The sequence below is a fragment of the Paenibacillus sp. 01T443 genome (assembly GCF_056398325.1).
Genome location: NZ_JBFTPE010000001.1, coordinates 1 through 20,575 on the forward strand (window position 1 = coordinate 1; position 20,575 = coordinate 20,575).

General features: G+C 44.4%; 21 protein-coding genes. 2 read left to right on the top strand and 19 right to left on the bottom strand.

Going from position 1 to position 20,575, the window contains the following annotated elements; all coding sequences use genetic code 11:
* Window positions 1-258 precede the first annotated feature (258 nt).
* The 6 genes from AC1DLI_RS00005 to AC1DLI_RS00030 all read right to left on the bottom strand — a co-directional run bounded on the left by AC1DLI_RS00005 (window position 259) and on the right by AC1DLI_RS00030 (window position 7,573).
* Window positions 259-1,188 (bottom strand): tyrosine-type recombinase/integrase, encoded by a 930-nt coding sequence (locus tag AC1DLI_RS00005; RefSeq protein ID WP_477598745.1) that lies wholly within the window; start codon window positions 1,186-1,188, stop codon window positions 259-261.
* 166 nt (window positions 1,189-1,354) lie between these two features.
* A complete protein-coding gene (locus tag AC1DLI_RS00010) occupies window positions 1,355-2,569 on the bottom strand; it encodes a Ger(x)C family spore germination protein (RefSeq protein WP_477598746.1) in 1,215 nt (404 codons plus the stop codon).
* A complete protein-coding gene (locus AC1DLI_RS00015) occupies window positions 2,550-3,668 on the bottom strand; it encodes a spore germination protein (RefSeq protein WP_477598747.1) in 1,119 nt (372 codons plus the stop codon). The genes AC1DLI_RS00010 and AC1DLI_RS00015 overlap by 20 nt, the downstream gene beginning before the upstream one ends.
* Before the next feature lie 24 nt (window positions 3,669-3,692).
* A complete protein-coding gene (locus AC1DLI_RS00020) occupies window positions 3,693-5,144 on the bottom strand; it encodes a spore germination protein (protein WP_477598748.1) in 1,452 nt (483 codons plus the stop codon).
* A gap of 5 nt (window positions 5,145-5,149) precedes the next feature.
* Complete coding sequence (locus tag AC1DLI_RS00025) at window positions 5,150-5,275, bottom strand: hypothetical protein (RefSeq protein ID WP_477598749.1); 126 nt, start codon at window positions 5,273-5,275, stop codon at window positions 5,150-5,152.
* 357 nt (window positions 5,276-5,632) lie between these two features.
* On the bottom strand, window positions 5,633-7,573 hold the full coding sequence (locus AC1DLI_RS00030) for an ATP-dependent DNA helicase (RefSeq protein ID WP_477598750.1): 1,941 nt from the start codon (window positions 7,571-7,573) through the stop codon (window positions 5,633-5,635).
* Between the two features lie 167 nt (window positions 7,574-7,740).
* Between AC1DLI_RS00030 and AC1DLI_RS00035 the strand changes: the two genes are divergently transcribed.
* Together AC1DLI_RS00035 and AC1DLI_RS00040 are read left to right on the top strand one after the other, a co-directional pair.
* Window positions 7,741-8,163: a DUF5658 family protein gene (locus AC1DLI_RS00035; protein ID WP_477598751.1), complete on the top strand. Its 423-nt coding sequence runs from the start codon at window positions 7,741-7,743 to the stop codon at window positions 8,161-8,163.
* Between the two features lie 67 nt (window positions 8,164-8,230).
* Complete coding sequence (locus AC1DLI_RS00040; RefSeq protein WP_477598752.1) at window positions 8,231-9,460, top strand: voltage-gated chloride channel family protein; 1,230 nt, start codon at window positions 8,231-8,233, stop codon at window positions 9,458-9,460.
* A gap of 41 nt (window positions 9,461-9,501) precedes the next feature.
* On the opposite strand, the gene AC1DLI_RS00045 is transcribed toward AC1DLI_RS00040, so the two are convergent.
* The 13 genes from AC1DLI_RS00045 to AC1DLI_RS00105 form a co-directional block, all read right to left on the bottom strand.
* The gene (locus AC1DLI_RS00045) at window positions 9,502-10,344 is read right to left on the bottom strand and encodes an undecaprenyl-diphosphate phosphatase (RefSeq protein ID WP_477598753.1); all 843 of its coding nucleotides are present in this window, start codon (window positions 10,342-10,344) and stop codon (window positions 9,502-9,504) included.
* 103 nt (window positions 10,345-10,447) lie between these two features.
* The gene (locus tag AC1DLI_RS00050; RefSeq protein ID WP_477598754.1) at window positions 10,448-11,128 is read right to left on the bottom strand and encodes an ABC transporter permease; all 681 of its coding nucleotides are present in this window, start codon (window positions 11,126-11,128) and stop codon (window positions 10,448-10,450) included.
* Window positions 11,121-12,044, bottom strand: a complete 924-nt coding sequence (locus AC1DLI_RS00055; RefSeq protein ID WP_477598755.1) for an ABC transporter ATP-binding protein — start codon at window positions 12,042-12,044, stop codon at window positions 11,121-11,123. Before AC1DLI_RS00055 ends, AC1DLI_RS00050 begins: the two co-directional genes overlap by 8 nt.
* A gap of 183 nt (window positions 12,045-12,227) precedes the next feature.
* Window positions 12,228-13,157: a sensor histidine kinase gene (locus tag AC1DLI_RS00060; protein ID WP_477599327.1), complete on the bottom strand. Its 930-nt coding sequence runs from the start codon at window positions 13,155-13,157 to the stop codon at window positions 12,228-12,230.
* A 7-nt stretch (window positions 13,158-13,164) separates the two neighbouring features.
* On the bottom strand, window positions 13,165-13,875 hold the full coding sequence (locus tag AC1DLI_RS00065) for a response regulator transcription factor (RefSeq protein ID WP_477598756.1): 711 nt from the start codon (window positions 13,873-13,875) through the stop codon (window positions 13,165-13,167).
* 31 nt (window positions 13,876-13,906) lie between these two features.
* Window positions 13,907-14,782, bottom strand: coding sequence for a radical SAM/SPASM domain-containing protein (locus AC1DLI_RS00070; RefSeq protein ID WP_477598757.1), 876 nt, complete (start codon window positions 14,780-14,782; stop codon window positions 13,907-13,909).
* Between the two features lie 131 nt (window positions 14,783-14,913).
* Window positions 14,914-15,591, bottom strand: coding sequence for a DUF4166 domain-containing protein (locus tag AC1DLI_RS00075; protein ID WP_477598758.1), 678 nt, complete (start codon window positions 15,589-15,591; stop codon window positions 14,914-14,916).
* Entirely contained in the window at window positions 15,564-16,520 is a 957-nt protein-coding gene (locus AC1DLI_RS00080) for a DoxX-like family protein (RefSeq protein ID WP_477598759.1), read from the bottom strand. Before AC1DLI_RS00080 ends, AC1DLI_RS00075 begins: the two co-directional genes overlap by 28 nt.
* Complete coding sequence (locus tag AC1DLI_RS00085) at window positions 16,510-16,977, bottom strand: thiol-disulfide oxidoreductase DCC family protein (RefSeq protein WP_477598760.1); 468 nt, start codon at window positions 16,975-16,977, stop codon at window positions 16,510-16,512. Before AC1DLI_RS00085 ends, AC1DLI_RS00080 begins: the two co-directional genes overlap by 11 nt.
* Window positions 16,978-17,100: 123 nt before the next feature.
* On the bottom strand, window positions 17,101-17,748 hold the full coding sequence (locus tag AC1DLI_RS00090) for a response regulator transcription factor (protein WP_477598761.1): 648 nt from the start codon (window positions 17,746-17,748) through the stop codon (window positions 17,101-17,103).
* Between the two features lie 22 nt (window positions 17,749-17,770).
* Window positions 17,771-19,084 (bottom strand): sensor histidine kinase, encoded by a 1,314-nt coding sequence (locus tag AC1DLI_RS00095; RefSeq protein ID WP_477598762.1) that lies wholly within the window; start codon window positions 19,082-19,084, stop codon window positions 17,771-17,773.
* A 141-nt stretch (window positions 19,085-19,225) separates the two neighbouring features.
* Window positions 19,226-19,441, bottom strand: a complete 216-nt coding sequence (locus AC1DLI_RS00100; RefSeq protein WP_477598763.1) for a cold-inducible protein YdjO-related protein — start codon at window positions 19,439-19,441, stop codon at window positions 19,226-19,228.
* 46 nt (window positions 19,442-19,487) lie between these two features.
* Entirely contained in the window at window positions 19,488-20,570 is a 1,083-nt protein-coding gene (locus AC1DLI_RS00105) for a lactonase family protein (protein ID WP_477599329.1), read from the bottom strand.
* Between the last annotated feature and the right edge of the window lie 5 nt (window positions 20,571-20,575).

Consider the following 20,575-nt stretch of genomic DNA (forward strand, 5'->3'; position numbering starts at 1 on the left):
CAATTCAATAGCCTTCATCTTTGTTTCCACCAATTCAATAGCCTTCATCTTTGTTTCCACTGGGTAGCTTACTCTTGTTGCCAACGCAAAAACACCTCCAAGGTTGTATCCACATCTTACGACATGTTCACATTCTCTTGAAGGTGTTTTGATTTGTCTCACTCTAGGGGGTCAGTCCCATACGCTAAGTATCTGTCAACAGCTTTTTTTAATAAAAGAAACGAATTTGTTGTATTTGTTTACATAATTATAATTACGTTATGTATTATGAAACTTTAATGGAATTTTGCTTGCAATGTTGTTCATTGCGCTCCGAAGCTGTTTATTATCAATATGCGTATAAATTTGCGTAGTTTCTATGCTCGCATGACCGAGCAGCTCCTGCAAGGTTCGAATATCGGTACCGCTGCGGATTTGCATAGTCGCGAAAGAGTGGCGCAGTTTATGGCTTGATAGCCGTTTATCAGCTAAGGCCGGCATCCGTTCCTTTAGCTGCCTGATCGTTTCATCTGCAACAGTCTGAATCATGCGAATGGACAATCTCCGTCCAAATTGGGAGACAAAAAACGGCTGCTCCTTGCCCTGCTTTGACTCCTTACGATCCGCGAGCGCTTCATTCAGCATATGCTGCAATGCTTCCGGCAGCGGGATAACGCGCCATTTGCGTCCTTTCCCAAGAATATGGATGGACCCGTCCTGCCGGAAATCCTGTACATTCATCCGGTGGACTTCTCCCACGCGCAATCCGGCATATGCCATCAATAGTACAATTGAAACATTTCGAATATAATATTTGCCTTTCATCGTATGGATCAGCGCTTCAAGCTCGTTCTCCTCCAAATAGACGGGAATTCGATTTTTCTCCTGCTTTGACTTCGCAATGAGCGCTGCGGGGTTACTCTCCAAATGCTCCATTTCGATCAACGCTTTAAAAAAAGAACGCAAGGAAGAGAGCTTCCGGTTCCGCGCCTCATCACCTGCTCCCTTTTCACGGCAGACGGCCATATATCTCATAATATCCATTTTCGTAATTTTCTTCGTATCTGTCGGATGTACCGTCTGAAGAAAATAGTTGACATCACTTATGTAGGCTTGATGCGTTGACTTCGTCATCCCTTTATTCTTCATCCAAATGGAAAATAGATCCATCTCTAACCCGTAGCTATCCTTTACTTCATGTTGACCCATATAAATTGTAAATCCTCCATATGTATCCATATTATTCACTCTATTTAGTTGATCACTATGCTAGTATGATAGCTTAAAAATCGATATAAAAGCAAACTGCGTGAAATATGTATTTCACGCAGTTTTTTGAAGCGTAAAAACAACCTTTTCCGGCTTATTTAAACGATTAGTGTCCTTGCTTTGAGCCCGATTCCGTTATTGAGACCTTCACATCATAAGTAATGGGAACACCGCTAAATTCCTCATCCCAATCCTCTTTTATCGTTTTCCATACCTTGGGGTGCTTTATACTCAATTTTGTTCCAAAACCAACAACATCCGTTTTATACTCTTTCTGTATTTTAATAAGTCCCAGATTGATCAGCCGTTTTATTTCCTTCTCCACTGACTGCTCCGCCTTACTTAAAAATTTTTCATCTATAGGTTCATTCGTAACCAACCATTCTTCAATTAACCGTCCTTCGGTTTCGATGTTGACTCGAAAACTGATTTTACTGCCTTCGACGTAAGGAACAATTTTGCTCTTCATTGATTTTAATTCGTACGTGATAACCTGTTTGGTTTTTGGATCATAGCTCTTTACGACGCCGCCTTTCCCATCGCCTTTTAACCAGGTTACCCCTAACAATTCTTCCTCGCTTAATCTCCCTCTAAATTTCTGTGTCTTGCCTTTGATAACGGCTGCTCCCGAAAATTCCACTTCGCCGTCAACCGCTATGACGTTTTGCAATAAATAACTGGATTTGGAATTCATTTTTCCTTCAAGCTTGATGAGAGACATTGGCGGCAAAATTTTATACGTGCGATAACGATTGTCAACCATGCCAAAGAGCCGAAAGGCAGGAATAATTGCTTTCCCTTTTGCTTCCAACACATCTCTTGCTATCCCTCTGCTCATGACAACTAGGCAATTGAGACGAATATCGTTATCCCGCAGCATGAAGCTGAGAAGATTATTCATATCATAGCGACGAGATAATGACTCATTGATGACGATCACTTTCATATGATGACCGATAATCGGCCGTTCCAAGCGGGCGGAAAATTGTCTGATCATCTCGAAGAGTGAATCTCCGGTTTCCGATACGTTAAGATAAGGTTTGGCCGAGGTATCGCTTTTCGTATCTCCGCTCCTCGCCTCCGACTGCTTATCTACGATTTGTAACGTATAGGTAACGATGTCTTTCTTCCGGTAATTTGAACCACGTTTCTCCAACTTTTCCTCAAGCTGCGTTTCATTTGCCATATCTAGGCCCATGCCTACAATGATACTAAGATCTTCAATTTCATCCTTGCTCCAGCAGCCCGTTTGAAAGAGCAGCGCAATTAGGCAAAGAATGATTGCTATTGGGCGAAAATTACTATGACTTCGGTATCTCATCATCCTTCGCTCCTTTATTGCTTTTCTTCCATTTAGTTAGTATTAACATCAGGATCGGAATCGGAATAAACAAATACAAAGCCAAATTGCCAAGAAAATCACCAAATGCAAACAACGCGCTTATATCTTTGGGGAGCGTTGAAATCATAAATATGATCGTGAGCAGCACGTACAAGCATTTTATGATTTTAACCTTAAAAATCTGCGACATCCCTAAAGCCGCTGCATAATACGTAATCGTGAAGGTGGAATAAATTTGCATAATCCAGATGACCAGCAGCAACGACTCGAATCTCTCAAAAATCAAGCCTGTAAACTCAAAGCTTCGAACAAGATCAAGAGTCGGCCATGTTCTCGTACTTACCCCGTCAATCGATAACCCTCCAATAACGACAACTACGGTGAGAATATAAATAATCATAGGTATGGCTGTGCCAATTGCAACGGCTTTTACCGATTTATTAGGGTTACTCATAAAGGCAGTAATAACCAAAATAATCTCAACACCTGTGAATGAAAGTGCTGTTGATCGAATACCGTTAAAAACAGGTAAAATACCATGTCCCAAAAAAGGCCGCAAATTCTCCCAGTCAAAAATCTTAAGCGACATAAGCATCACCAATAAATAGATGACGATCGTTACAGGCAAAATCAATTCAAACAATCGCGCGATTGGATTTATTCCGTCGGTCATCAAATAGAGACTAACCCACATAAATACCATGACAATAGCCCAAGATGGCGTTCCTTCAAGCAAGAATAGCCCCGTTACTTCTGACAGTGCGCGCACCTGATATGCGGCAGTCATGAAAAAATAAATGATATAAGCTAAACCGATTAAACCACCAATCCATTTTCCCACCAGCAATTGATAAAATTGAAAAACAGTTAAGCCTGCATGTGATTTTGATAAAACGGCCATGATGACACCAGCGGTAATGGCAACCAAACCGCCTAACAAAACCGATAACCATACATCCGGCGTCCCCACTAGATCTACGGAAGCTCTGGGCAAGGTCAGGATCCCCGATCCGAGTATAAAATTGGAGACGATCACAGCGGTTTGTACGGTAGTAATTCGATCCTGAGCTTTTTTCATTGGAGCCTCCTTCTACTACAAGAACTACTTTTTTTTCCTCCTTACATTTGCAGGATGCAGCATTTCGGGTCTCTTTTTCATCAAAAAAATAGGTGCGCGTACAAAAAAGTCCTTCCAATCTCCTACGCGATAAGGTGCTCCGGGACTAGCATAGGGTACGCCAAAGCTCTTCAGCTTGCATATATGCGCGCATAACAGAAGAACAAACAATACGACGCCATAAAGCCCGAAAGCTGCCGCGCAAAACATAGCTCCAAAACGAAGCATGCGAAGCGCGATACCCGCACTGTATTGCGGAATTGAAAAGGACGAAATAGCCGTTACCGCAACAACAATGACAAGAATAGGACTGACGATTCCAGCTTGCACGGCAGCTTCGCCGATGATCAAACCGCCCACGATGCCCATGGCTGGTCCGATTGGTTTTGGCAATCGAAGCCCGGCTTCCCGTAATATTTCTATCGCTAACTCCAAGATTAATGCTTCTACTAATGAGGAAAAAGGAACGCCAACCCTTGCTCCGATAATCGAAATCGCAAGCTTTGTAGGAATTAAGCCGGGATGGAACGATATAAACGAGATATACATGGCAGGCGCCAACAGAGCAACCATTGCCGCGAAAAAACGAAGGATTCGGAGGAACGAAGACGCAAGCCAGCGTTCATAATAATCCTCGGGAGATTGCAGCAGCATACTAAAGGTAACCGGCGCTATTAAGGCAAAAGGAGTACCGTCAAGCAGAATCGCAACCCTGCCTTCCATCAATGCCCCTATGACACGATCCGGTCTCTCCGTGCTCTGAATCTGCGGAAACGGACTGAGAAAATTATCTTCGATTAACTGCTCGACATAGCCGGATTCCGGTAAATTATCAATATCAATTTTATTGACTCTGTCCTTAACCTCCTCCAAAAGTTCAGGATCAACAATATCTTTAATATAAGCAATAACAAGCTCTTTTTTCGCGCGTGATCCCACCTGCATGCTAATAAAAGCCATACTATCATTTTCGCCATGTCTGCGCAGCAGCGCTGTGTTATCGGATATGCATTCATTAAAGCCTGCACGCGGTCCCCTTACCAGTGCTTCTGAAATCGGCTCCTCGATGCTCCTCGATTTATTTTTTGCCGTCCCGATCAAAATCATTTCCGGCATTCCATCGATAATTAGTGCAGTTGCGCCCATCAGCACCTTAGGAATCAACTCATCTAAAACATTTACTTCCGTTAGCTGACTGACCGTTAATACCTGGTTAATCAAATAAGATTTTGTAACAGGCAAACAATCCCGTGACAAGGACATTAACGGCCGCAAAACATGAAGATCTATCAAATCACGATCGGCTAATCCATTCACAAACACAATAGCGGCTTTAATTTCGGTATCACCAAGCATAAACTCTCGTATCGCAACATCGGAATGAAATGACATTTGCTGGCGTATATCAGCAATTTTTATCGTTAAGTTTTCATTCATCTCCATTATTCATCCCTTGTTTGACGGATCCTTTTAAAAATACAAGAAATAGTAAGCGGAATGATTAAGACAACAATTGCTTCCAAATAAACAATCCATTCGGGAATTTTCAGTTCAATGCCTGTTGTCATCGATAAGCCCCCCCGTAGAATTTTGTCGAATAATCAATATTTTTGCCGTAATCAGATKGTTATAAACACCAATGTATAGCATCTCAAAAATTATGCGTTTAAATATCCAAAAAGCTGGCTCAACAGGGTTACCCCCGTTAAACCAGCTTAATAAACGATTTATGACAAAATATTCGCGCTGCTTGGCGTGACGGTCACGTTGCTCCAACTCGAAGCCATCGCGGGAAAATCATACGGGTAATCCCAGTTGGAAATCATTTCATTTTCATTTGTTCTTATATTGCAATTTGATCACTCAACATAAAAAAGAGAAGAAGGATTAATCCTTCTTCCCGAAGTGGCGCAAGCCACTATTCCCTACTGCTCCACCCGAACGTTGCTCGGTAGGATGTGCAAAATTTGATCGCGTACCGCTTGCTCGCTCAGCTTCTCACCAAAAATAACGATTTTGCCGCTGTCCTCGCGCGTCCGTATCAAGCGTCCGATTCCTTGTCTTAAGCGAAGCAGCATGTAAGGCATGTCCACCTGCTCAAACGGTTCTTCCGCATCGTTTCTTCTAGCCGCGAATAAGGGATCATTCGGAGGGAACGGAAGCTCCCATACAATAACCTGGGATAAGGAAGGTCCCGGTATATCTAAGCCTTCCCATAACGTCACCGCGCATAATATACTCGCTTCATCATGCTGGAACTGTTCAATTAGATGGCTTATTTCGCTTGTTCCTTCATAATAGAACGTGTAATCTGCCGATGAGGCATGCAAGTCCGCATTAGCTTTGAATTGCTCCAGCTGTTCCATAGAGGGAAATAAAATAAGAGTCCGGCCGCCGCTTTCATTCAGTAAGCGAAAGGTCTCCTCAACCTTATCATTTAACCCCATTAAATGATTCGTTTTTGGAATGGAAACCGTCATTTGCTGCTCATAGTCATAAGGTGATGGCACTGAGAAAGATAATGAGCTTTCCATGCCCAGAATCTCCATCATGTAATTGAAAGAGCCATTCACCGACAACGTAGCGGAGGAGAAAACGATTGGCATTTTACGGGAAAACACCTGCTCCTTTAGCACTTCCTTCACCCATTTAGGCATGATAACAAGTGAGGTTCCTTCCTTGTCCTGCGACACCCAGCAAATCGGCTTGTCTTCTTTCTTGAACAGCGAAAGCGCAAATTGAATCATTTCCAAATGCTCTTCAACGATTTTCAGCTGGTACGTATCAATCGTGTATAAGCCGCTTTCGAATACAAGCTCCTCTTCTATGACAGAGAGCGTGTCCTGCAAACGATTGATCTCACGAATCAGCTCAGCGCTCCATATGATCTCCTTACGATCCGATGCCGGAACCTTTTGGCTGTGTTTATTCATCATTTTAAACAAATATTCACTTTGCGTTATGGCATCCTCCACTGCAACGGCTAACGACTCGCGTATCTCCTCTTGGAGCAATCTTGTCACAATGCCTTCAAATACGGCATGATTGAGTTTATAGGTTAGCGCTTGCTGCGCAGCGGTTTCCAACAGATGGCCCTCGTCAAAGACGACAGAGCTGTACTCAGGCAGCAAAGGAAGCTGACCCTCGCGTTTTCTAGCCTCATACGTCCAAATATGCTCCATGTAGAAATCGTGAGAGCAAATGATCACGTCTGCCGCTTTACGATAATGATCGCGCGAGAGGGTTTGACCGCAGCGATGTCTGACATCGCATACCAGACAATCCTGAAAAACATCCCAGCCGAGCTCGTTCCACTGCTCATCGTTCAAGTTCGGATAATCCTTGCGATTTCCATAGGGATGAAAACTTTGCATGGAATCCGGCTTGTGAACGAAGCTTGGAAGCTCACGGTAAATACTGTCGAACAGCTCCGCGTTATCCTGTCCTGCTCTCGCGTCTTCAAGCTTATTCAAGCAAATATATTGATCCGCGGATTTCCCCAATCTCGCATCAATCGTTAACTCCAAATAGCGGGCCAGCTTGGCGATATCCCCTTCGGGCTTCACGAGCTGTTCAATTAACGATTCATCTGCGCATGCAATAATAGCCGGTTTTCTCGTATATCTTGCATACGTAATGGCATACAGCAGATATACGAATGTTTTTCCAGTTCCCACTCCTGCTTCGGCAAAAATGGTTTGTTTATCGGCATAAGCGCGTTCCAATTGAAAAGCCATATAAATTTGTTCATCTCTTATTTCAAAACCGGCTTCAGGCAGCTTCTCATAAAAAACATCAGCGATCCAATCGCTCGCCTGAGCCATAAAAGGTTGTTTCGGGTCAAAATCAAACGGATATTTATTCAAGGGTAGCTTGCCTCCATATAATAGGCACAAACAGCTGCGTGGATGCACACAACCGGCTGTGAAATCTCCTGCACTTATCGCACACTCAAATATATCACTAGATTGTATGCGGAGTCAAAGTTTTGATGGTAACATACTTCTTTTAATGCTATCGGAATCCCCGTGGAATGATAAGCCATAGGCAACATATGCATCTTATATGGGCTTCATCGCGATTTTCTATCGATTGGAGGACGAATGCCATCTCTGCTATCGTAAAATGGGATTTAAAAGCGCTGCTTTTCGGATTATTATTATTATCTTTCGCGGATGCTGTATTTACTGACATCGGACTGCGTTTTTTCCTGATCGACGAGCTCAACCCAATCGTTAAGCGCATTTATGAATGGAATATCGTCAGCTATTACGCCATGAAGCTATTGCTTCCCATGCTCCTGATCGTCATATATTACTTTACGAAAAACCGGAAATGGATTAATCCGTGTATTCTTCTCACGGTGGTTCTCTATTTCTTCGTCAATATCTATCATTTGATTTGGATTTCACTCGGTGTTCAAGGCGGATGGCTATCCTTTAATCCTTTGGCATGATTTTCTTTACCTCTTAGAAGGGAGATGTATAATAGTTGTTAGGAGATCGGCGAAGGAGTTATTCAGCATGGTTGAGGCAAGACATTTAAACCCCGTTTATCTATTGAAATTTATGTTAAAATGGCTTCTTATGGCCGGAAGCGTAGGTATTCTCTCCGGCTCTGCTTCCGCGTTGTTTCTGACCAGTCTTGACTGGGTTACAGAAGCCAGATATCAGCATCCATGGCTGTTTTGGCTGCTTCCCGCGGGCGGTGCGTTCATTAGCTATCTATATCTCAAGGTTGGGAAAGAATCAGGCAGAGGCAATAATCTCATTATCGAGCAAATACATTCCGGAGAAGGCGCGGTTCCTTTAAGAATGGCACCACTTGTTTTATTAGGAACGCTTACGACGCATTTGTTCGGCGGGTCAGCCGGCCGGGAAGGAACGGCCGTTCAAATGGGCGGCAGCTTATCTGAAGGGTTAGGCAAGCTGTTAGAATTAAATCGGCTGGACCGTAAAATTATTTTGATGTGCGGGATCAGCAGCGGCTTTGGCGCCGTATTCGGCACTCCGCTAGCGGGTACGCTATTCGGATTAGAGGTTCTTGCCATCGGCGTCATCAGCTATGAAGCGCTGCTGCCCTGCTTCATTGCAAGTTATGTGGGTCATTTGGTTACCACCGCATGGGGAATCAATCATATCCATTATGCAATAGGCGATATCCCTCCGCTTGGCTGGCTAGTCGTATTAAAAGTCGTTTGCGCATCGGTGCTTTTTGGTTTAACGGCTATTTTATTTACTCAGCTAACCCGGAGCCTAAAGCAGTTGTTTAGCAAATGGTTTACGAATCCCGTGTTAAAGAGCGCAATTGGAGGCTTGCTCGTCATCGCTCTTGTCTATGCTCTCGGCACACGTGATTATTTAGGCCTTGGTATTCCGCTCATGCAGCAGGCCTTTCAAGAAGCGCTATCCCCTCTCGTTTTCCTGCTCAAAACTCTATTTACGGCCTTGACCCTTGGGACAGGCTTTCAGGGCGGAGAAGTTACGCCGCTCTTTGTTATCGGTTCAACGCTAGGGAGCGCGCTTGCCGGATTGTTTCAAATATCCGTTCCCTTTCTCGCAGCCATCGGTTTCATCTCGGTATTTAGCGGAGCTGCGAAGACCCCGCTTGCCTGCTTCATCATGGGCATTGAGCTATTTGGCTCCGAAGGGGCGATTTACTTGTTCATCGGCTGTATGATCGCTTTTCTTTGTTCGGGCCGCATCGGTATTTATGAAGCTCAAAAACCAATCGCTTACCGCATCGAAAAATAAAAATGGCTTGCTCACCTTTTTCGGGAGAGCAAGCCATTTTTTTAGAAGTAAACGATATAGATAACAGCTGCGAGCACGATGCGGTAAATCGCAAAAGGAACCAGCTTGATCTTATTAATCAGCTTCAAGAAGAAACGAATCGAAATCAGTGCGAATACGAAAGCACTTAGAAAGCCTGCAATAAAAAACGGCAATGAATCCACTGTGAAGTATTCCCAGTTTTTAGCCAAGGACAGCAAGCTTGCACCCGCCATGATCGGCACCGCCATAATGAATGTGAAATCCGCCGCTGCCCGATGGCTCATTCCAAGCAATACCCCACCTGAAATCGTCGAGCCCGAACGTGAGAATCCCGGCCAAAGCGATAAACATTGAATCAATCCCACCGATAGAGCCTGCTTGTAAGTAATTTGGTCAACAGTCTCAATCTTAGCCTTGGCAGGTCGGAAGCGATCAGCGATTATCATGAAAATTGCTCCGATAACAAGCCCTACGAGCACCGTTTTAATCGAAAACAAATATTCATCGATGTAATCGTCAAACAAAAGTCCGAACACGCCTGCAGGAATGAGTCCTACCAGCACATGCGTAAGCTTCAGCTTTCGCTTTGGCTCCGAAGCACTCTGAACTGCTTCCTGCCCTCCGCGCCGCAATCCAAGCAAATCAATGAAACGATATCGGAAGATAATGACCACAGCCAGAATCGAGCCTAACTGAATAACGATTTTGAACGTGTTCGCTACGTATTTCGTCAAATATAGCTCTGACTGAAGCCACATATCATCGACGATAACCATGTGTCCCGTCGAGGATACGGGGGCAAATTCCGTCAGTCCTTCCACAATGCCCAAAATAATCGCTTTTAAAATCGTGAGAAAGTCCATTTGTCTTTGAATCTCCTAACTTTTTTGAATGATAGATTGATAGAAAAGAACAACATGAAACAAATCATAACACAAAAGGTCCCCGCCCAACAATTCCAGCCTCTTACATAATGTCCTCCCGTATAGCTTTGCGAATCGAAACGATAGCGGATATCAATCCTAAAACAAGGCAGAACATCGCGATCGAAATCGCTCCGGACCAATTACTGCCGCTTTCATCATGCGTGCTTCCGAACATCAACGCCAAAAACATGGAACAAACCATAAAGGCAGGTACAGACTTACGGATCAGCCCTATGTAAAGCGGGATTATCCCCAGACCCACTACGGAACAGCTGTTGATTACGATTCGAAAGAATTCCTCGCGCAGCATAAGCAAAGTCAGAGGCTCAGCTATAAAGCTTCTCTGCGAGTCAACGAATAAAAAAAACGCGGCAACAAACCCGTTGGAAAGCAGCGCCGTCAAAAATGAGAAAAGACAAAACAAAATTAGCTTTGCGATAAGAATATGATGTCTTGGCACAGGATAAGTGAACAATACGGAAATCGTTCTGTTTTTGTATTCATCCAGGAAAAGCTTAGAAAGCAATACCGAGGAAAATACGATAAACGTAATCTCCACATAAGATCGAATGCTGTAAAAAGCCTCTAAATAGCTTTTCACCCCTTCATCCGGCAAATTCGTGCTTACCCAAAGACTGATCAAGAGATTTGCTATGATTGCACATATCAGCCAATTTCTCAGCTTTATTTTTTGCAGCTCCAACATGATGAGCTTACCCATTATCGCTGCCTCCTTGAATCCATTTGACGAAATGCTCCTCGAGTGAAATGCTTTTCCGGGTCAAGGATTCAATTCCGATATCATTTAGCACCAGTGACCTTGATAATTGGACGGCTGTAACACTAGGGTCATATACTCGAAGCGTGTGATCATCCGTTACTTTATAGTTTACAATACCCAGCTTGTCCTCTAGGACAAAGGCCGCCAGCTTGCCATCTGTCGTAATCACTTCGATATATTCGGCTTGCTCGCTGCGCACCTGCTCCATCGACAGTTCCTCAATCAGTCTCCCGTTGTGTATGACGCCAATCGTATCTGCAAGCAGCTCGATTTCCTGCAAAATATGGCTGGAAATGAGCAATGTCATACCGAACTCCTTGCTCAGCATCGTGAACAATTCCCGTAATTCACGAATACCTACGGGGTCCATCCCATTTACCGGTTCATCCAATATGAGCAGCTCAGGCTTCGTACTAATCGCCCGGGCGATCCCTAAGCGCTGCTTCATGCCGAGCGAGAACGCTTTTACCGGCTTATTCCCCGTCTGCGAAAGCCCAACCAGCTGCAGTGCCTCGCTAATCGCATGCGGCTCATAGCAGCCCATATAGTCGCAATGCAGCTCTAAATTTTTTTGAGCCGACAAATGCTCATAAAATATCGGATACTCAATAATACTACCCATTCGTTTCATCAACTCGCTCGCCTTCCGGTCCATCGTCGATCCAAACAGCTCAATCGAGCCGCTTGTCGGATTGATAAGCCCCGTCAGCATTCGCATGATCGTCGTCTTGCCCGCTCCATTAGGACCCAGGAAACCGTATATTTCGCCCTTCTTAATCGTCATGCTGACCTCTGAGACGACCTCTTTCCCTTTAAATGACTTGCTTAGTTTGTTCGTGCGCAGTAATATGCTCATCCTCTTCCTCCTGCATGCCATAAACATCATTCCGTTACCTTCGATAACTAGTGTATCAAAACAAGCTGTCGTTCCCATTTCTAAAAACTTAAGAATTCCTTTCGAAATGTCACCTGTATGAAAAAAAATCGCCGCAGGCTCACCCGGAGCGTAACGACGATCTTCATATTTTATGTTTTTTGATTAATAATTAAGCTTGTTCAATGTGACCGTAAAAATCGTTTTCTTAAACGGAATGCTCTTCACGTTTATGTTCCCGCCCAGCTTTTCAACCAGCCGTTTAGTTATGGTAAGTCCGAGGCCGCTCCCCTGATATTCCCTGTTCCGTGAGTCCTCCAGCGTATATAAGCGCTCAAATATTTGTAATTGATCGTGCTCACTTATTCCGCGTCCGCGATCCCATACCTCGATATTGACTTTCTCGGCGTCAGCGCTAAGTGAAAACCCAATGGCATTGCCTTCACTGCCGTACCGGATCGCATTTGATATTAGATTGCTGCATATACGCTCAAGGGCGTCTTTGTTCCCAAGCGCAAAAATCGTTTGCTCAGGAATCGCGATATCAACCTCCAGTCCTTTGGAAGTGATCGTATCGTAAAAAAATAAAATGATATTTTCGCATAACAAATTCATGTTTATTTTGGCTAGCGGAACATGCTGATCTTCGGACTCCAGCTTGGCTAAATCAAAAAACTTATTTAACATAGCAACCATTTCCATTGCTTTCCCATGGACCTTCATCAATAATCTCTTACGTTCTTGTTCATGGAGCGTATGATCCGTGGCAACCGTTTCCGTAAGTCCAAGCACGACCGTTAGCGGCGTCTTCATATCATGGGACATATTCGTCAGCATTTTTCGCATCGACTGCTCATGTTTCACATGAAGCGCTTCCGTATTGCGGTTGTTTTCAATTAATCGATTTATCTCAATTAATAACGGCTGCAGCGCACGATCGGCTGAGAATAACATTAACTTCTCCGATGTTTGGCCATTATTCCATTCATTAACCTTGCTATGGATGTATCGGAGCTGTTTGCTGCGCCTAAGATGGCGATAGCAGAGGAAAATCAACAAGCCCCCTGCAGCTGCTAAGCTAATAACTAAGAGAATCTCCACATTAAAACTCCCCCAGCTTATAACCGATTCCCCAAACCGTCTTGATATACTGCGGCGAAGAAGGATCGTTTTCAATCTTTTCTCTCAGTCGGCTTATATGAACGTTGATCGCATTATCGTCTCCTAAATAATCCTCATCCCAAACCTTTACGTACATTTGCGCTTTAGAGAAAGCACGCTTCGGATTTAGCATAAGCAGCTTTAGGATTTCAAACTCCTTGCCCGTCAGTTTAATTTCTTTTCCGTTTTTACTCACGATATGCTGCTCCGTATCAAGCGACAGCTCATGAATGCGAAGCTCAGTATGCCGTTTCAGGCCCTCCTCGGCGCTGACATTCCCAGTATAGACAGTAGCTCGCCTCAAACAAGCCTTCACGCGGGCGGAAAGCTCTATTAGCGAGAAAGGCTTCGTCATATAATCATCTGCGCCGAAGCCAAGTCCCAGCGCTTTGTCATGCTCACTGTCCTTGGCCGATACGATAAGTATGGGTACGAAGCTTCTTGTCCGGACCACTTTCAAAAACGCCGTCCCGTCCAGCTCCGGTAACATTAGATCGAGCAGGATCAAATCAATTTTCTCAAGGTCAAATCGTTCTAACGCGGCTAGGCCGTTCACAGCGTGAACAATACGGTATCCTTCCTTGCTCAAATGGTCGGACATCATTTCCGCAATGGAAAGATCATCCTCTACGATCAATAGATTCTTTTGCATATCCTGCACCTTCTATACCCTTTCCGTGCGATCAGCCAAAACGCTGGCGGTAGCCGCATTTTCGGCAAAGCTCCTCCACGGCTTCACGTCTTGAGAAGCCGTCATAAAGCTTTGTTGACCGTTCATTTTCAATGATTTCCGAGAAGTGAGTGTCATGGATATTGCCTAAATTGATGACGCCTTCTCCGTCTAAGCAGCAAGGAATAACGGTTCCATCAATCAAAATGCCTGCTTGATTGCGGAGGGCGTGACAGAAGCCCTTTCCGTTATACTCTGGCTCCTTCAAATCAGGCCATTTGAATTCGGGATCTTGATTTAAATAAATGCGTTCCGCGATTTTCACGCCGGAGCCCGGAATGAACTTCTCTTCGATTTTATAATCGAGATCAAAGGCCTTCTCAATCATGGCAAGCAGCTCGCGGTTTTTGTTCTTCTGCTGATTCGTTTCATTATCCATGTCCAGATTCCAAAGTCGAAACGAAATGATGATCTTGCTGCTTGCTACCGCTTCCTTAACGAAAGACAAAATCTCTGCGAGATAGCCTTCTTTATCTTTAGAGCCTGCGTGGCCGTCAAAACTATGAAGCGAGAAATTGATTTGGCGCAGCGCGGGTTTATTCAACAGCTTTTCCCTATTTTTCGTGATAAGTGTTCCATTTGACGTAATATTCACTTTAAAGCCCTTCTCGTAGCTAATATCGAGAAGCTCATCCATCTTAGGGTGAAGCATTGGCTCACCTTTTACATGGAAGTATATATAATCCGTGTGCGGTTTGATTTGATCAAGCGTTTTTTTAAAATCCTCTACTTTAATAAAGCCTTTCGCGCGCAGTGTTGGCGGGCAAAAGCTGCATGATAAATTACATATGCTTGTTGTCTCTATATAAAACTTTTTAAACTTTTTCATTCGTCAGATACTCCATTTCCTACGGACTCCACTTTCTGATCCTTGCCAGCGTGAATCTCCCAATCATGTCTACCGCTATTATACAACGCCCAGCAGGCAAGTGACAAAAAGGAATAAACGGCAGATGCCGATTATTCCCGTTTCTCGTCTCGAAGCGGCCGGATACCTACCGGTATTGCCTCCGGTCCAGCCTTGATAAACGTGGCTTGGAAGGAGCCTACATAGCGGAATATCTGCCCAACTACGGGATTGCGCACATCGACAGTGATTCGATAACAGTCCGCTTCGTCATCATACCACTCATTAACCTCTGCTTCACCCGTAAACAGCCTTGGGAAGCGGAACTGAAGCGGCCCCTCATAGAATCGCTGCTCGCCGGAGCGTATCTTAATTCCTCCGTTAGCTGAAACCGCAATATCAAGATCAACCGCCAAATGCTGTTTATTGCCTAAATAATCTACGATTAGATCCCGCTTGCCGCTAAATACCATTGTCGCATCGAAATGTCTAACCGATCTCGGGAACTTGAATTTACGAATCCATGTTACGGTTTCTCTTCCGAATGAATCTAAGTAAGCAAAATTTTCTATCGTAAATGGAATGTTTTTTCCGCCCTGAGGAAACATGATATGTCGGAAGGTCCCGATAAAAAGCGGCAGTGTTACCAGCTTATTGTACCAGATTCGCTGCATAACGCCATGTCCTATCGAAGCAGTCTGATCCTGGCTGTTAAAGCCGAAACGCTGTTGAATACGCGGATGGAGCTTGAGGAAATCCGTACCTAGCGCTTGCTCGTAAATCGATCGCATGTTATCCCCTCTTTTCGAAGTGATGGGCTGTACTTGCGTCTGCAGCGGCTTGCTTGCGGCAGGTACTTGCTGCTCCAACGGGCAGCGAAGCAAAGGCCAATCATTGGCAGCGCCAACGTAAGCGGATTGAACGGCGCTGCCAGCAGCTCGGGAGCAAATAAAATCATAGGAGCAGTAAGCAATAGCAGCAGCAAGGCTTGAACGGTATACATACCGCTTCTCCGGTGCCAAAATGCAGTAATCAAGCCTAATCCTATTTCGAGAATGCCAATCAATGGAATGATTTGCAGCTCACTTCCTTCAAACCAACCTAGCTTTCTCATCAGATACAGCTCCCCTGCCTCAGGAAAGAGCAGCTTCGGAACTAACCCTTCATAGCACCACAGCAGCATGATCAAGATGACACTCATATAATGAATCAAGGCCCTTTCCGCTATGACGGAAGGCGGAATACGCTCTTCCAGCCATATCCGCAATCGATCAAAGCTCCAAGCTGTGGCATAGCCGAATAGAGGTCGGAACAGGTACCGATCCAGTAATTTTCCAGCGAAACCAAATCGGGTCTTATAATCAAATAACGTAATAAAAGTCAGCCGATCTCCGTTTTCCTCGTATTTCCAGTAACCTCCCCCTTTACGAATTAACGAAAGCGGCTGCTCGGAAGCGAATGCTAAGGTAGACAGTCGTATTCCTTTATTTGGAGCAGGAGTACTGCATGTCTCACCCATTCCAGCGATTTTAAAGCCAAAGCCGATTCTCGTCGCATATCGAAACAACTGCTTTTCTGACGCGTCCGCTCTCGGCAGATACTCAATTTCCTTGAATCGAAGATCCCACTGCTCATGCAGCCGTGGATCTTGCGTATGCTCCCAAAGTTCTGATAAGGCAGCATCGATATCAAGCTCTACATAAATCGGCTTATTTTTCATCTAAAATGTTCTCCTTAGGTTCAGCATGTACGCCATTCTCCAAGAAACGGTTGATCAGCTGAGATGTCGGTAAACTACAAGCATCAGCCGTCCCGAACCAGCGAAAACGATTCCGAGCAATGAAATCATAGAAGCGATTGCGCCAATTTAGCGGTACCGCGATAAATATATAAAATATCCGCCACCAGCCATCAAGCCTGCGCAAGACACGTAATGCAGCATCTGATTTCGTATAATAACGGCCATCCTGTATCATGACAAAAGTGTCGATATCGTCAGTCGGTAAATTCCCTGCCCGCAGCAGTGCCTGCCCCGCTTGAGATTGCAGAGAAGCGAACCGGAATATTAAATTTTTATCTCTCTTGGCCACAAACTTCGTAATTCCATTGCACAACAAGCAGTTACCATCAATTAACAGTATGATCGGCAAATCAGAGCAAGCTATGGCTTTATCCATCCCATCGCGTCCTTTCATCTCCTATTTTAAAGGCATTAGCCGGTTGACCGGCAGTTCCAACTTTCATAGAACAATAAAGAAAGAGGTACTACGATTCGTAGTACCCCTGGTAAGGTAAATGATTTATTTATCATGATCCTGCTCTTCCCGCTGAAATAGTCCTCTTCGCCTGACCTTCTCCACCGCTTCTTTGCTGCTGCGGACGCCGAATTTCTTGAGCATTTTATTGACCTGGTTTTTCAGTGTGCTTTCGGCCTTAAATAGCTTTTGTTCAATTTGGGACTGCGTATAGCCACACTCAATAAGTTCAAATACCTCACGTTCAGCTCCGGTCAGCTCCTTAAGCTGCTCCTCCCGTTTCAATCTTGCAAACTCTTTGAGCAGCGCCTCCATCGGTGCCGGATGGTGATAAGCACTTCGTATCGCTTGAGGCAGCTCTTGAAAGCGCGTTTTCTCCAAATATTGAACCGCACCTGCAGTAAACGCCTGCGTCATGGATTGTTCATCATTTAATGACGTTAACATTATGATTTTGGCAGAGGAATGCTCCTGCATTAACATTGCCGTATGAATACCATCGAGCCTGCTGCCATCGAGCTGGATATCCATGAGTACCACATCAAAAGGAATGGTTTGCGCCATGCTTAACGCTTCTGTCGAATTGGATGCCGTTCCGACAACAAGCAAATCAGGTTCGCGACTCAAGTAAGAAGTTAACGCCTTAATCCAGTCAGAGTCATCCTCTACAATAAATACCTTAATGTGACTCAAGGTGTTCCCCTCCAATAAAAACTTATAAAATCTTTTTTCTTGACCAAATCAATACAGCCCTCGTACCTTGCCCTTCCTCGCTGGTGAGCACTATTTTTGCTCCGCTTTTCTGCATGACATTATACACATAGGACAATCCAAGTCCGAAATTTTTACCGCTTTTCCCGCTGCTGTAGAACGGATCGAATACTTGGCCTAGTTTTTCTGCCGGTATTCCAGCGCCCCTATCTTGTACGGACAGCTCGACGCCATTTTTATACGCAGTCAGCTTAACCTCTATTTCTCCTCCATTCGGCATCGCCTCAGCGGCATTCATCAGCAGGTTGCCAAATGCTTCGCTTATATGGATGGAATCGCACAAGATGACAGGATCGATCTCATAAACCGCCTCTACGGTAATGCTGTTCCTACTAAGCAAGGCTTTATGCTGCAAGAGACTTTTCTCAATCATCTGCTTTAGCTGAACAGCCTCTTCCTTCAGAACAATATCCTTTATCTGACTATGAATCCGGTTCATCATCTCCAGCATATGATTGGACGCATTCATAATGATCTGCATATGCTGCTTGGATTGCTCGCTCTGATCGGGCAATAAGCTGTTTAAATTTTCTGTACTGATCGCGATTTTGCCAATCTCATTCTTGATGGTGTGATTTAGCATGGATGCTCCAGAGCTGACCGCTCGCATGGTGCTTTCCATCGGATCATGCTCAAAACGCAGCCTTACGCCTAAAACGCCATACATAAACGTACACAACAGAGCAACAACAAGCGAATAGATTATAAAAACCGAAATATAATTAAAAAATTCGAAATCAGGAGAAACCACCTTCGCCACATAGATGAAAAAGAGCACAGCTAATAAAGTCGGAGCAATGATAATCGTTGTGATGAATCGATTACGTTTTAAYCGTGGCTCGCGTTCTCTCCAAACCGAAATCACTAACAGATAACAGGATATAAGATAATAAGGAGCGCTCCATAGCAGCAGCAAATTAAAAAACCATTGATTGTTATCCGATAGCATCTCGAATACAGCCATTGTGATAAGCGGAAGCATCAGATATAACTTGTGCTTCCATCTGGAACGTTTAGCGTCCGCTGCATTTGTATAGATCAATGAAAAAATGAGGACACCGTACGGAGTGACCGTATAATTAAGAAATTGCAACACATCCGCTGCATAAGCATATCCATTTACCATGAGTACATCTGAGAGACCGCCTGTTGATGCGCTGCATAAGAAATAAGCCGCCCAGCGGTTCGATTCATTCCTGCGGTTATTTAACCAAATGATTACTGCAGCCGTAAACAAAGCAATAAAATAAAACAGCATTCTACTATACCATCCTGTCATTGTTTGGTATATCTATCCTAACATAACAGCCTGCTGGTTCGTCCATTCTTTCTATCTGCACCAACGAAAAAATCCCAATCCGCATGTAAAAAAGCGGATTGGGATTTTTTTAGGATACAATTAATAGTCCGATTTCGGCTTGCGAGGCTGCGGCTTTGGTTTATTCTGAACCGCTGGCAAATGACGCATGCTCCTTAGCATAGGACCTTTGCAAATCGGGCAGGTTTGTTCGGTTGCTGCAAACTCATCTCTTACCCATGCTTTGCATTCCGGATTTTTGCATTTAAGAATTTTAGTCGCTTTTAGCTTCGGCTTTTCATCTTCGGTAGTAGCCACGCTTCTGTATTCCCCTTTTCATCTCTATACTTATGTCGTTAATTATTTATATCGTTAAATAAACAGGGATGACACAAACTGGCTTCGCCAACGTAACACTTTTTCCTGTAAACGATAACTTCCCGCTGCTTTGATCGACTTTAAACGTCACAATGTTATCCGAATCCCGATTTGCTGCCAATAAATAACGCCCATTCGGTGTCAATGCAAAATGACGCGGGTGACCGCCCTCGACAGAAATATGCTGAACAAGCGAAAGTAGGCCTGAAAGCTCGTCAATGGCATATACAACTAGGCTGTCGTGACCGCGATTAGAGCCGTACAGATACTTTCCATCCATAGATACCGTTATTTCAGCACAAGAATTTTCACCCTCGAAGCCAGCCGGCAATGTGCTTACTGTCTCCTTGGTCGTTAACCGGCCTGTCTCTTTTTCGTATGTAAACGAAGTAATAGTCGAATCCACTTCATTAATTACGTAGACAAAACCGCCGTTTGGATGGAAGGACAAGTGACGCGGACCTGCTCCGGGATGAAGTGCAACCTCACTTTGATGAACCAGCTTTTGAGCGGCTGTATCAAGTTTATAGGTAACGATACGATCTAGGCCCAAATCGGCTATGAGCAAAAATTGTCCGTCTGGACTGTAGAAAGACGAATGCGGGTGCGGCCGATCCTGTCGTTCAGGATTCTGGCTTCTACCTTCATGTTGGACGACATCCAGCTTTTGACCGATTGCGCCATCCTCAGAAACGCTGAAAAGTCCAATCATTCCGCCATGATAGCTAGTTACCGTCAAAAATTGGCTATTCACATCGCGTTGAATATGGCAAGTGGTTGAATCAACCGTTATTTCACGATTTATGAGTTGAATCGAGCCCTTTGCAGAATCAATGGCGAATGCGGCTGCTTCTCCAACCTTTTGTCCGGATTGATTAACCGTTTCTGCGATAGAGTATAATAACCTGCGATCTGCATCCACGTTTAGAAAGGTCGGGTTCTTAAATCCCGCAATCGAGTCCGTCAGCGTTAATGTACCCSATTCTTCATCAAAAGCATACACATAAACGCCGCTCTCTTCTGCTTCTGCATAAGAACCAGCGAATACAAGCAGTCGTTGTTGTTCCATTGTCA